Raw genomic sequence first — 12164 nt, 5'->3', positions numbered from 1 at the left:
ATATTCCGTAGCGAAACAAACCGATAGGATCGCCCTATGCGCCGTTCGAAAATCGTCTGTACTCTCGGCCCCGCGGTCGACTCCCACGAGCAGCTCGTCGCGCTGATCGAGGCCGGCATGAACGTGGCCCGCTTCAACTTCAGCCACGGCACTCACGCCGAGCACCAGGGCCGGTACGACCGTGTCCGGGCCGCCTCGGCCGAGACCGGCAAGGCCATCGGTGTGCTCGCCGACCTGCAGGGCCCGAAGATCCGCCTGGAGACCTTCGCCGAGGGTCCCGTCGAGCTGGTGCGCGGTGACGAGTTCACCATCACCACCGACGACGTTCCGGGCGACAAGTCGATCTGCGGCACGACCTACAAGGGCCTGCCCGGCGACGTCTCCAAGGGCGACCAGATCCTCATCAACGACGGCAACGTCGAGCTGCGGGTCGTCGAGGTCGAGGGCCCCCGGGTCAAGTCGATCGTCGTCGAGGGCGGCGTGATCTCCGACCACAAGGGCATCAACCTTCCCGGCACGGCTGTGAACGTCCCCGCGCTGTCCGAGAAGGACGTCGAGGACCTGCGCTTCGCCCTGCAGATGGGCTGCGACATGGTCGCCCTGTCCTTCGTGCGCGACGCCCACGACGTGAACGACGTCCACAAGGTGATGGACGAGGAGGGCCGCCGGGTCCCCGTCATCGCCAAGGTGGAGAAGCCGCAGGCGGTCGACAACATGGAGGGCGTCGTCGCGGCCTTCGACGCCGTCATGGTGGCCCGTGGCGACCTGGCCGTCGAGTACCCGCTCGAGAAGGTCCCGATGGTGCAGAAGCGCCTCGTGGAGCTGTGCCGCCGCAACGCCAAGCCGGTGATCGTCGCGACCCAGATGATGGAGTCGATGATCACCAACTCCCGCCCGACGCGCGCCGAGGCGTCCGACGTCGCCAACGCGATCCTCGACGGCGCCGACGCGGTCATGCTGTCCGCCGAGTCCTCCGTGGGCGCGTACCCGATCGAGACGGTCAAGACGATGTCGAAGATCGTCGTGGCGGCCGAGGAGGAGCTCCTCTCCAAGGGCCTGCAGCCCCTGGTCCCCGGCAAGAAGCCGCGCACGCAGGGCGGTTCGGTCGCCCGCGCCGCCTGCGAGATCGCCGACTTCCTCGGCGGCAAGGGCCTGGTCGCCTTCACCAAGTCCGGCGACACCGCCCGCCGCCTCTCCCGCTACCGCGCCTCCCAGCCGATCCTGGCCTTCACCACCGACGAAGGCACCCGCAACCAGCTCACCCTGAGCTGGGGCGTCGAGTCCCACGTCGTCCCCTTCGTCCACAGCACCGACGAAATGGTCGACCTCGTGGACCAGCAACTCCAGCAGCTCAACGTCTTCAACGACGGCGACGTCGTCGTGATGACAGCGGGCTCGCCTCCCGGGGTCCCGGGCACCACGAACATGGTCCGGGTGCACCACTTGGGCGAGAGCGCCCGCACGGCCTGACCTGTGGTGCTTGTACGACACTGAGGGCGCTCCCTGTGACAGGGGGCGCCCTCAGTCGTGCGCCGGTCGGGCCTCAGCCGACAGTGCCCCAGTCCACCGGGAAGTCTGGGGGCCGCGGCCTGGAGAAGTCGAACAAGGACGGATCCTCGAACGTGCAGGCCGCTTCCCGCCACGCGGGAGCGCTCGAGACGACGAAGCTGCCGCCGTCCGGATCGATCATCCACGTCCAGGACGCGTCGTCCGCCGGGATGTCATGACGTTCCCGCAGCGTGGCGAACTCCTCTTCGGAGGCCCGCCGGATACGCAGTCCCTTTCGGTAGATGGGCTTGAGGAACATCAGCTCCACATGCCCGAAGTACACCTCGACCCGGGTTTCCGTCTGGTCGATCTGGGTTGCGTCGCTGCGCAGAATGAGCTGACGATGTGACGCGGCGAAACTCACCACGCGGAACAGCCGTCCCTCGCGTACGAACTCAGGCATCGCCTGTGTACTCCCTCGTCTTGGCTCCACTCAAGACTGTGGCCCGGTTCCTCCGCCTGGGCGGAAAAACCGGGCCACAGCCCTGTGTGCGGCTCCCGGATGGGCTCTGGGCGGTGCTCAGTCCTCGGTCTGGTACGTGCTCATCCCGGGGATGGTCAGCGTGCCGCCGAACTGGCCGGCCTGGACGACCTTCACGTCGGTGAAGTAGATCAGCGGGATGTTCAGCGGCGGCGGGTTGTCCGGGTCGAAGGTGATCGGGATCAGGCCGAACAGCTTGCCGGAGATGCTCTCCGTGTACATGACCGTCTTGCCGTCAGTGATGGTGGACGTCGTGCCCTCGCCCGCCTGGACGTGGTACGTCTGGCCCGCCCGCTTGTCGATCACCGTCTGGTGCAGATCGCCGATGTCGGTGCCGTCGGAGACCACGTACTTCAGGACCTTCTTGACCGTGCCGTTGGCGGTCTTCACCTTCACGACACCCTGGTAGTCGGCGCCCTTGAGCAGCAGCGAACTGGCGTTGAGGATCCAGGGGTCGTCGGGCAGGATCACCGGGTTGTCGACGTTGCCCTCTTCGTCCGTGGAGATCGGGCACTCCGCGGCGTCCGTGGTGGCGCTCGCGGACGGGCTGGGGCTGGCCGACGAAGTGGCCTCGTCCGCCGTCTCCTTGGCCGCCTCCGCGCTGTCCTCGGCCGCCTTGGACGCCGTGTCGGTGGTGTCCTTCACGGTGTCCTCGACCGTCTCGGTGACCTTGTCGGCCGTGTCCTTGACGGTGTCGGAGCTGTCGCTGCCCGACGTGTCCTCGCTCGCGCTCGCCGAGGCGCTGGCGGACGGCGTGGGGGTGGCGCTCGCCGTCTCGTCGGGCGTGAGGATGTCCTTGATGGCGTCGCCGATGCCCAGCGGGTCAAGCGGGTTGCTGCTGGTCTCGGACGCCGAGGGGGTCGCCGTGGCCGTGTCGGCGCTGCTGTCGCTGCTCTCGGACGTCTTGGTCGCGGACGCCGACGGTGTGGGCTCGGCCTCGTCGTCGGAACCTGAATCCGACGAAGAGGTGTCGTCCTCACCCGAGGTCGCCGTGGCCGAAGGACTGGGCTCGTCCTCGTCCGCGGACTCGGAAGCGCTCGCCGAGGCGGAGGGCGTCGCGGTGGCGGACGCGTCAGTGCCGTCCTCGGCCCCGTCCAGGAGCTCGACGCAGGCCTGGTACTCCTCGGCCGTCAGACTCTTCGAGGTGGTCGGCTGGTCGTCGGCGTTGGCGAGCGTCGGCGTGAGCCCTATCCCCATGAGGACCGCGGTCGGCATGGCCGCGAAGGCTATCGCCTTGCCTGCGGGCATGTGGAACCTGGTGGACAGCGGCTTCTTGGGGGCTGCGTGGCGCGGCCCGGTTCTCACACGGGGCTGAGCCTCGGAGTCGCCCTGGGGCACCTCGTCAGTCGGCACGGTACCCCCCGTTGCCGTTGTCGGCAGTGGCGCTCTCGGTCAGGTGCTGGTCCGACTCCGGCGCGCCCGCGTCGGTCGTACCGCCGGCATCGCCCTCGGCGGGAGCGGGCGCTTCCTTCGCGTCCCCAGCGTGCTTACGGGACCGCTTGCCCTTCGCGCCATCGTCCGACGCGTCGCTGGGCATCCAGGAGACGGACAGCGCGCCGCCGATCAGGGAGAGCAGGAAGCCGACGATGAAGCCGCCGATGTTGGAGACCACCAGCGACACCAGGCCGAGGACGATCGCGGCGACACCGGCGAAGACGCGCGTGGCCTGCTGGAACCACATGGTCAGGCCCAGCGTGACCAGCAGTACACCGATGATCAGCGATCCGGCGCCCGCGGTGGTCGCCATGGCGAGCGACATGTTGCCGAGCTTGAAGGTGGCGTACGGGAAGTAGGCAATCGGCACCCCGCCGAGCAGGGTGAACAGACCGGCCCAGAACGGCCGGTTGCCCCGCCAGTCACGGAATCGCAGACGCGCGCGGGTGAAGTACCCGGCGCTCTGGACCGGAGTCTCGGCACTCATGGAAAAAGCTCCCTGGGTCCGGTGGAAGTACGTACCGGCTCGGCCTTGGGGTGGAGAAGCCGGAAAGTATGGGCTGAAAGAACCCGGTGCGGGGCATCGGGTGGGTGTGCGGGGCGGAGAAGCGAAGGCTCCTCCGCCCCCTCGGACAGCTCAGCTGCCCGAGTACACCTCTGCGACGGAAACCGTCAGAAGCACTCCATCGAGGCGCTCGTGCCGAGGCGCATCTTCAGGCCGCTGAGCTTGAAGGTGCCGGCCGTGGTCGCCCACGCCGTCTGCTCGACCTTCGTGAGGTCGGCCGACTCCGCCTGCTGGGCGAAGCCGCCCGGCAGGGAGGACCCGTCCTGCTTCACGGGAGCGTTCCGGGTCTTGTCGATGTCCTTGACCGCAACACCGATGTCGATGTTCTTGAACGTCGCGTCGGCGTCGAGCTGAGCGACGTCGATGTAGAGGTTCTCGGCTTCGACCTTGTGGTTCGCGTCCGGACCGGCGTCGAGACGGAGGTAGATCGTCTTCCCTATGAGGGGAATCTCCGTCTTGACCGACTGGCACATGTTCGTGATCTGAGCGGTCTTGAACGACGAGATCGCGACGGGGCGAACCGTCTTGGTCTTGCCGTCGGTCGACGTGTAGCCGCTGTCGATGCCGCCGTACTGGGCAAAGCCCTGGCCCTCAAGATGCCCGGCACTGACCTTGAACTCCTGGCCGGAAACGCTGAAGGACGCGGCGAGCGCACCCTGCGCAAGCCCGACGCCGATCGCGGCGGCCGCAGCGACGCTGGGCACCATGACCACAGCGAAACGCTTCCATCTTGTCCCGCCACGCACCTGGGACTCCATATTTCCTCCTTCTCGGACGTACATCTCCTGGCCCTGACTGCCCCGTTGTAGCGGCCCAGCCGGGCAGGGATGGGAGAAGTGCTACGTCCTCGGGAAGGAGAGCGCCCGTACTTTCAGGCGCAAACCGAGCCCGAATCACTGGCGATCACCCCCGAGCGACAACCACTGGTCGCGCCTGACGCACATCACGCACAACCTGCTGGACAGGCTCTGCCGAACGGCAAAGACCCCCCTGCCCAAGAGACGGCACCACTGTCGCCGTCCCTACTCGGTGGGGACCCAGAAAACCCCTTGACCCGATTGGCTGTCGGGGTAGGGGGTAATGGACCGAGCGTCGCCGATCGTGGTGCATTCTCGCCGCCCCCGCAAGGGGGTTCGTTACTGGCTAGTAACGGGCGGATAACCGAACAACGACCCGTCGGTATCGGTCGACAACGCAGGGTGGCATCAAGGTGGGTGACACACTGGTTGATCCTCGGACAGAATCCGACAGATCAACGCCCCCGACTTACTCCAAGTAACAGCGGCCGCGTTTACCAAGATTTGGTAAAGCGCGGCCACTTCTCGCTCCGTCGGCACATCTTTCACCCGGGCATCACACGCCCCGGCGTTTAGCAACAGGTCAGAGAACCCGTCGGAGTCCCCGTCAGAAGAGCGCCCGCGCCAGCGCCCTGCGCGCCGCGATCACCCGCGGGTCATCGGCGCCGACCACCTCGAAGAGCTCCAGCAGCCGCAGTCGTACGGCATCCCGGTCGCCGCCCGCCGTGCGCTGCACCGTGTCGATGAGCCGCCCGAACGCGTCTTCGACATGCCCGCCCACGAGATCCAGGTCGGCGGCGGCGATCTGCGCCTGCGCGTCCCCCGGCTTCTCGGCGGCGTCCTTGCGCACCTGCTGCGGATCGGCGCCCGCCACCCGCTGGAGCAACTCGGCCTGGGCGAGGCCCAGCTTGGCCTCCGTGTTGCCCGGGTCGTCGCTCAGCACGTTCTTGTACGCCTGTACGGCACCGCCGAAGTCACCCGCGTCCAGGGCCTGCACGGCGGCTTCGAGGAGCGCGTCGTACGGTCCGGCCGGCGCCTCGGCAGCCTCGACCGGGGCGCTCCCGGGCTCGGCGTCCGGGTCGACGACCAGGCCGGTCAGCCCGAAGCGCTCCTCGGCGACCTGCACGAGCTGGTCAAGGGTGCCGCGGATCTGGGCCTCGCCCGCCGCACCCTGGAAGAGCGGCAGCGCCTGCCCGGCGACCACCGCGAAGACGGCCGGGATCCCCTGGATCCCGAACTGCTGCATCAGCATCTGATTGGCATCGACGTCGATCTTGGCAAGAACGAAGCGTCCGTTGTATTCGGCGGCCAGCCGCTCGAGCACCGGGCTGAGCTGCTTGCACGGCTCGCACCACTCGGCCCAGAAGTCGATGACGACCGGGACCTCGGTGGAGCGCTGCAGGACGTCGCGCTCGAACCCGGCCTCGTCGACATCGATGACAAGGCTGGCGGGAGAAACACCCCCGCTCTCACCCCCGCCACCCTGCCTGGCCGCTTCGGCGCGCGCCTGCTCCGCCTTCGCCTTGGCCTCCTGGGCCGCCTTCACCGCGGCGAGGTCGACGACTCCGCTCATGGACATGTTCCGTGGCTGCATGAGTACATCTTCCCCCTCCTGTGCGCGCGTGTGAAAAGCCTTGTGAAAGCCAGGCCGATTACGTCCCCATTGAGTACTGCCGGGCGCCGGGTCCCCACCTGGCGCCAGTGCGGTTGTCGTCCGCGTTCGAGCTTTCGCTACGGGTCGTAGCGTAACTGTCGGGGGGCCTCGATGTCCGCCCTCCCCCGGTGATCTGGCTCACGGCTTCACAGGAAAACCGGATACGGCCGCAGGACACGGCCCCGCACGGCCGGATCCGCGACACAGGGCGGCCGGATATGGTCACTGACATGCAGAGTCGCACTTCCGCCCCCCATACGACGGGGCGCCCACGCAGCGCCGCCGCGGACGCCGCGATCCTGGAGGCGACGCGGGCCGCACTGGTCGAACTGGGCTGGTCCAAGCTGACGTTGGGAGACGTCGCGACCCGCGCCGGCGTGGCCAAAACAACCCTCTACCGCCGCTGGGCGGGCAAGAACGAGCTCGTGGTCGACGCGGTCGCCGAACTCTTCGACGAACTCGAACTCCCCGACCGCGGCAGCCTTGCCGCCGACATCGAGGGCGTGGTCCTCCAGTTCGCGGCAATCCTGTCCCGCCCGGAGGCGAAGACCGCCCTGATGGCGGTGGTGGCGGAATCAACCCGCGACGAGCCCCTGCGCGAACGCATCCGCACCTCCATCGTCGACCGCCAGAAGTGCCTGGTCCTGGAGGGCCGCACCCGAGCCCAGCTCCGCGGCGAACTCCCACCGGAGCCGGACCCCGTCACGGCGGCCCGCACAGCCGACCTCATCTTCGACGTGGTAGCGGGCGCGGTGGTCCACCGCACCCTGGTGAGCGCGGAGCCCGCGGACGAGAACTGGGTGCACAGCTTCACCCGAGTCCTGCTGCTCGGCCTGGCAGGCGCGGCGGAATCGGCGTAAAGGCATCCCCCTCAAGGGCCGGGCCTCAGGGCGCCCTGCGCGCCGTCCCCCGCCCGCAGCAACCGCAAAAACGCCTTCAACCCCGAGATGATCTCCTCGTTGTTGGTGAGCCGGTTCACCGTGGCCTCGAACTCCCGTCCCAGCGCGACGATCTTCCGGTCGGCGTCATCGGCACGTTCGTACACCGAGACACCCAACGCGTCGACCGTGCGCCGGAGTTCGGCGAGGGAGCGGTACTGCTCCTCGGTCTTCTCCTCCAGGACCCGCACGCCCGTCACCAGCCGCGTGACATTGCCCCGCAGCTCGACCACGTCGTCGCGCGGGTACGTCACGTCCTTGAGCAGCGTGCCGAGGCGTCGGCGCAGTTGCGCAAAGTAGGCGCCCGCGGGGCGGAAGACCGTGCTCAGCAGGAAGAAGCCCGCGAACCAGTAGCCGGTGGCGTTGCCCGTGGCGGCGGTGACCGCGACGACGAGGCCCGCCGTCACCAGGTGACCGGCGATGGCGACCCGGAGCATCACGCGGGCGATCCTCGCGGCCTCGGCGTCCCGTTCCGCGGAGACCACGAGCCCCTTCTCCCGGCTCACCGCGATCTCGGCGAGCACCGAGTGGGCCCGGAAGTAGAGATTCCACGGCACCGTCAGCAGAACGAGCAGCCAGAGCAGGCTCACCACCCCGGCCGCGGCCCCCAGCACCACGGAGAGCGGCGCCCCCACCGCGTACGCGAGCACGAGCGCTCCGACCGTCGCGAACACAGCGCACACGCCTGTCAGGAACTTCCCCATACCGTCCCCCAGTTGCCCCGCCCGGGTCCACCATCACGGCCCATCGTCCCGCCCCGGCGGCAGCCGGTCATGAGTACAACTGCCTACGGCCGCTCCCCGCGCCGGTGACCGGCGCCGAGAGCGGCCGTGAGGTGTCGCTGATCGCGCGGCGCCCGTCAGAAGCCCGGCGGCTCCGTGTACGTCCCCCACTCGTCCCGGAGGACGTCGCAGATCTCCCCGAGCGTGGCCTCCGCCCGTACCGCGTCCAGCATCGGGCCGATCATGTTGGAGCCGTCGCGGGCGGCGGCCAGCATGGCGTCCAGTGCGGACCGGACCGCCGCGCCGTCCCGAGCGGCCTTGCGGCCGCCGAGCGCCCGCACCTGCTCCCGTTCCACCTCATGGCTGACCCGGAGGATCTCCAGGTCGCCGGTCACGGAGCCGTGGTGGACGTTCACGCCCACCACCCGCTTGTCGCCCTTCTCCAACGACCGCTGGTACTGGAACGCGGACTCGGCGATCTCCCCGGTGAACCACCCGTCCTCGATGCCCCGCAGGATCCCGGAGGTGATCGGACCGATCGGATGCTGTCCGTCCGGGTGCGCGCGCAGCCCCCGTTCCCTGATCTGCTCGAAGATCTTCTCGGCGTCCGCCTCGATCCGGTCCGTCAGCTGTTCGACGAACCAGGAACCGCCCAGCGGGTCGGCCACGTTGGCCACGCCCGTCTCCTCCATCAGCACCTGCTGGGTACGGAGGGCGATCTCCGCGGCCTGCTGGGAAGGCAGTGCGAGCGTCTCGTCCAGGGCGTTCGTGTGCAGCGAGTTCGTGCCGCCGAGGACCGCCGCCAGCGCCTCCACCGCCGTACGCACCACGTTGTTGTACGGCTGCTGAGCGGTCAGCGAGACGCCCGCCGTCTGCGTGTGGAAGCGCAGCCACTGCGCCTTGTCGGAGGTGGCCCCGTACACGTCCCGCATCCAGCGGGCCCAGATCCGCCGTGCCGCCCGGAACTTGGCGATCTCCTCGAAGAAGTCGAGGTGCGCGTCGAAGAAGAAGCTCAGGCCCGGTGCGAAGACGTCCACGTCGAGGCCGCGGGACAGGCCCAGCTCGACGTACCCGAACCCGTCGGCGAGGGTGTACGCCAGCTCCTGAGCGGCCGTCGAGCCGGCCTCGCGGATGTGGTAGCCGGAGACGGAGAGCGGCTTGTAGGCCGGGATCCGCTCGGCGCAGTGCTCCATCAGGTCGCCGATGAGGCGCAGGTGCGGCTCGGGCTGGAAGAGCCACTCCTTCTGCGCGATGTACTCCTTGAAGATGTCGGTCTGGAGCGTGCCGTTGAGGACGGCGGGGTCCACGCCCTGCCGCTCGGCGGCCACCAGGTACATGCAGAAGACGGGCACGGCAGGCCCGCTGATCGTCATCGACGTCGTGACGTCGCCGAGCGGGATGTCCTGGAACAGGACCTCCATGTCGGCCGCCGAGTCGATCGCGACGCCGCAGTGCCCGACCTCGCCGAGCGATCGCCGGTCGTCGGAGTCCCGCCCCATCAGCGTCGGCATGTCGAAGGCCACGGACAGGCCCCCGCCGCCGTTGGCGAGGATCATCTTGTAGCGCTCGTTGGTCTGCTCGGCGTTCCCGAACCCGGCGAACTGCCGGATGGTCCACGTGCGCCCTCGGTAGCCGGTCGGGTAGAGGCCGCGGGTGAAGGGGTACTCCCCCGGCCAGCCGATCCGCTCGAAGCCCTCGTACGTGTCCCCGGGCCGCGGCCCGTACACCGGCTCCACGGGATCGCCGGAGAGCGTGGTGAAATCCGCGTCGCGCTTGCGTGCGGCGTCGTACCGGGCCTGCCAGCGTCGGCGGCCCTCTTCGATGGCGTCAGCGTCCATACCTTCGAATTTACTAGGACGTCCTAGTAAATGTCGATGGCTGACCGCCGTACGTTGCCCATACGGCGGCAGGGGTTATGCGATTACGCCTTGGCGACCACGGGAGAGCCGTCCACGACCTTGCCCTCGAGCTCATGGGAGATCTTGCGCTCGACGAAGAAGGCCGCGGTCGGGATCGTCCCCGAGAGCAGCACCCATGCCAGCTTGCCGAGCGGCCACTTCGCCTTGGAGCCCAGATCGAAGGCGAAGACGAGGTAGACGATGTAGAGCACGCCGTGGATCTGCGAGACCACGAGCGTGATGTCCTCTCCCTTGTCGAAGCCGTACTTGAAGATCATGCAGGTGCACAGCACCAGCAGCATCACGGCGGTGACGTAGGCCATCACCCGGTAGCGGGTCAGCACGCTCTTCTTCATGCCAACGAGCGTAACCAGGCACTCCGGGCGATCTTCGGGCGCCCCCGGCTCGTACCGGAGGAGGCTATTCCTCGTCGAAGTCCCGCGCTGCGACCCGCAGCGGCCGCAGCATCGCGAAGATCTCCCCGCACTCCTCGGCGTCGTACGCCCCGAGCCCGAAGTCCATCGACATCAGGTCCTGGGTGGCCGCGTCGCAGACCTCGCGGCCCTTCTCGGTGATGGAGGCGAGCGTGCCGCGCCCGTCGTTGGGATTGGGGCGCTTGTCGACGAGCCCGGACTTCGCCAGCCGGTCCACCGTGTTCGTCACGGACGTCGGATGCACCATGAGCCGCTCACCGATCTTGGACATCGGCAGCTCGCCCGCCTTGGAGAACGTGAGCAGCACCAGCGCCTCGTACCGCGCGAACGTCAGCCCGTACGGCTTCACCACCGCGTCCACCTCGGCGAGCAGGATCTGGTGCGCGCGCATGATCGAGGTGATCGCCGCCATGGACGGCACCGATCCCCACCGCTGCTTCCAGTGCTCGTCGGCACGGGCGATGGGATCAAAGGCAAGGCTGAGCGGCTTCGACACGCCAAAGACCTTACCGGCCGGTCACATCGTGGTCAGCCCCGTCTCGCGTTTCGGTACCCGGCCGCGGAACGCCTGGCAGAACGCCCTCCGAACCCCGCCGCCCCAGTGTCGTATCCATGTCGATTAAGCGCTCTATGTAACGATTGCTCATGAATCGTCACTGATAGTCACTTTCGTTCAAGGGGGCAGGATGTCCCGGCTGATCCGTACCTTCGCGGCACTCGCGGTGCTCGGGCTCGCGGCGGGCTGCTCGTCCATGACAGGCGTCGACGAGGCCTCCGTCGCCGGCGCCGCCACCAAGAAGGCGAGCCCCGCGCCGGCCTCGCCCTTCTGGGTCGATCCGGCCAGTTCCGCCGCCGAGCAGATCGAGCTGTGGGAGCGGCAGGGCCGCACCGCGGACGCCGAACAGCTGGAGCGGATCGCCGGGCAGCCCGTCGCTCTGTGGCCTGCCGGTGAGATCGACCCGGCCCCCGCGGTCGCGTCCGCGACCACGTCGGCGTCGCAGGAGGGGCGGACGGCGCTGTTCGTCGCGTACAACATCCCGCACCGGGACTGCGGCCAGCACTCGGCGGGAGGGGCGCCGGACGCGGACGCCTACCGGGCGTGGATCGGGAAGTTCGCGGACGCGCTCGGCGGCAGCAAGGCCCTGGTGGTGCTGGAGCCCGACGCGGTCGCGCACATCGTGGACGGCTGCACTCCCGGCGAGTACCACGCCGAGCGCGAGCAGTTGCTCGGCGAGGCGATCCTCCGCCTGAAGCAGCAGCCGAACACGCAGGTGTACCTGGACGCGGGCAACCCGTCCTGGATCCAGGAGCCGTGGAAGCTGGTGGACCCGTTGAAGCGGGCCGGCATCGAGAACGCGGACGGCTTCGCGCTCAACGTCTCCAACTTCCAGACGGACGCGGTGACGAAGACGTACGGCCTCCGTCTCTCCCAGGACCTCGGAGGCAAGCACTTCGTCATCGACTCCAGCCGCAACGGCAACGGGCCGCTGCCCGGCGTCTGGTGCAACCCGTCGGGCCGGGCGCTGGGCACCCGCCCGACCACCGACACGGGCGAGCCCGCCCTGGACGCCTATCTGTGGATCAAACGGCCCGGGGAATCGGACGGCACCTGCGAGGGCGGGCCGGACGCCGGTCAGTGGTGGCCGGAGTACGCGCTGAGTCTGGCGCGTAACTCCAAGTCGTAGGCACGGCA

General features: G+C 68.6%; 12 protein-coding genes. 3 read left to right on the top strand and 9 right to left on the bottom strand.

Annotated elements, in window-relative coordinates:
* Positions 1-36: 36 nt before the first annotated feature.
* Positions 37-1470 (top strand): pyruvate kinase, encoded by a 1434-nt coding sequence (gene pyk / locus OG219_RS33145; RefSeq protein ID WP_266832747.1) that lies wholly within the window; start codon positions 37-39, stop codon positions 1468-1470.
* Between the two features lie 73 nt (positions 1471-1543).
* Here the strand turns inward: pyk and OG219_RS33140 are convergent, their stop codons facing one another.
* From OG219_RS33140 to OG219_RS33120, 5 genes are all read right to left on the bottom strand, one after another.
* Positions 1544-1951, bottom strand: a complete 408-nt coding sequence (locus OG219_RS33140) for a hypothetical protein (RefSeq protein WP_266832745.1) — start codon at positions 1949-1951, stop codon at positions 1544-1546.
* Positions 1952-2068: 117 nt separating this feature from the next.
* Positions 2069-3277: a hypothetical protein gene (locus tag OG219_RS33135; RefSeq protein WP_266832743.1), complete on the bottom strand. Its 1209-nt coding sequence runs from the start codon at positions 3275-3277 to the stop codon at positions 2069-2071.
* Positions 3278-3371: 94 nt separating this feature from the next.
* Positions 3372-3950, bottom strand: coding sequence for a DUF6114 domain-containing protein (locus OG219_RS33130; RefSeq protein WP_266832741.1), 579 nt, complete (start codon positions 3948-3950; stop codon positions 3372-3374).
* Positions 3951-4135: 185 nt separating this feature from the next.
* Positions 4136-4786 (bottom strand): DUF6230 family protein, encoded by a 651-nt coding sequence (locus OG219_RS33125; RefSeq protein WP_266832739.1) that lies wholly within the window; start codon positions 4784-4786, stop codon positions 4136-4138.
* A gap of 646 nt (positions 4787-5432) precedes the next feature.
* A complete protein-coding gene (locus OG219_RS33120; protein WP_266832738.1) occupies positions 5433-6419 on the bottom strand; it encodes a tetratricopeptide repeat protein in 987 nt (328 codons plus the stop codon).
* Positions 6420-6709: 290 nt separating this feature from the next.
* Here OG219_RS33120 and OG219_RS33115 point away from each other — a divergent pair, with 290 nt between their 5' ends.
* Positions 6710-7339 (top strand): TetR/AcrR family transcriptional regulator, encoded by a 630-nt coding sequence (locus tag OG219_RS33115; protein WP_266832737.1) that lies wholly within the window; start codon positions 6710-6712, stop codon positions 7337-7339.
* Between the two features lie 11 nt (positions 7340-7350).
* Here the strand turns inward: OG219_RS33115 and OG219_RS33110 are convergent, their stop codons facing one another.
* The 4 genes from OG219_RS33110 to OG219_RS33095 form a co-directional block, all read right to left on the bottom strand.
* Positions 7351-8121: a hypothetical protein gene (locus OG219_RS33110; protein ID WP_266832735.1), complete on the bottom strand. Its 771-nt coding sequence runs from the start codon at positions 8119-8121 to the stop codon at positions 7351-7353.
* Between the two features lie 155 nt (positions 8122-8276).
* A complete protein-coding gene (locus tag OG219_RS33105) occupies positions 8277-9977 on the bottom strand; it encodes a methylmalonyl-CoA mutase (protein ID WP_266832733.1) in 1701 nt (566 codons plus the stop codon).
* Positions 9978-10060: 83 nt separating this feature from the next.
* Positions 10061-10393: a DUF3817 domain-containing protein gene (locus tag OG219_RS33100; protein ID WP_266832731.1), complete on the bottom strand. Its 333-nt coding sequence runs from the start codon at positions 10391-10393 to the stop codon at positions 10061-10063.
* Positions 10394-10457: 64 nt separating this feature from the next.
* Positions 10458-10967 carry a MarR family winged helix-turn-helix transcriptional regulator gene (locus OG219_RS33095; RefSeq protein WP_266832729.1) on the bottom strand — a complete coding sequence of 170 codons (510 nt, stop codon included), beginning with the start codon at positions 10965-10967 and terminating at the stop codon, positions 10458-10460.
* A 190-nt stretch (positions 10968-11157) separates the two neighbouring features.
* On the opposite strand from OG219_RS33095, the gene OG219_RS33090 reads away from it, so the two are divergent.
* On the top strand, positions 11158-12156 hold the full coding sequence (locus OG219_RS33090; protein WP_266832727.1) for a glycoside hydrolase family 6 protein: 999 nt from the start codon (positions 11158-11160) through the stop codon (positions 12154-12156).
* Positions 12157-12164: the final 8 nt, after the last annotated feature.

Source organism: Streptomyces sp. NBC_00038 (genome assembly GCF_026343635.1).
GTDB lineage: Bacteria > Actinomycetota > Actinomycetes > Streptomycetales > Streptomycetaceae > Streptomyces.
Note: the sequence above shows the minus strand (reverse complement) of the source record. Positions and strands in the feature narration are given on the sequence as shown.

Bases quoted from the DNA above. Each gene is read 5' to 3' on its own strand.
- OG219_RS33110 (WP_266832735.1), bottom strand. From the start codon at position 8,121: ATGGGGAAGTTCCTGACAGGCGTGTGCGCTGTGTTCGCGACGGTCGGA.
- OG219_RS33120 (WP_266832738.1), bottom strand. From the start codon at position 6,419: ATGCAGCCACGGAACATGTCCATGAGCGGAGTCGTCGACCTCGCCGCG.
- OG219_RS33090 (WP_266832727.1), top strand. From the start codon at position 11,158: ATGTCCCGGCTGATCCGTACCTTCGCGGCACTCGCGGTGCTCGGGCTC.
- OG219_RS33115 (WP_266832737.1), top strand. From the start codon at position 6,710: ATGCAGAGTCGCACTTCCGCCCCCCATACGACGGGGCGCCCACGCAGC.
- OG219_RS33125 (WP_266832739.1), bottom strand. From the start codon at position 4,786: ATGGAGTCCCAGGTGCGTGGCGGGACAAGATGGAAGCGTTTCGCTGTG.
- OG219_RS33105 (WP_266832733.1), bottom strand. From the start codon at position 9,977: ATGGACGCTGACGCCATCGAAGAGGGCCGCCGACGCTGGCAGGCCCGG.
- OG219_RS33130 (WP_266832741.1), bottom strand. From the start codon at position 3,950: ATGAGTGCCGAGACTCCGGTCCAGAGCGCCGGGTACTTCACCCGCGCG.
- pyk (WP_266832747.1), top strand. From the start codon at position 37: ATGCGCCGTTCGAAAATCGTCTGTACTCTCGGCCCCGCGGTCGACTCC.
- OG219_RS33135 (WP_266832743.1), bottom strand. From the start codon at position 3,277: ATGCCCGCAGGCAAGGCGATAGCCTTCGCGGCCATGCCGACCGCGGTC.
- OG219_RS33100 (WP_266832731.1), bottom strand. From the start codon at position 10,393: ATGAAGAAGAGCGTGCTGACCCGCTACCGGGTGATGGCCTACGTCACC.
- OG219_RS33140 (WP_266832745.1), bottom strand. From the start codon at position 1,951: ATGCCTGAGTTCGTACGCGAGGGACGGCTGTTCCGCGTGGTGAGTTTC.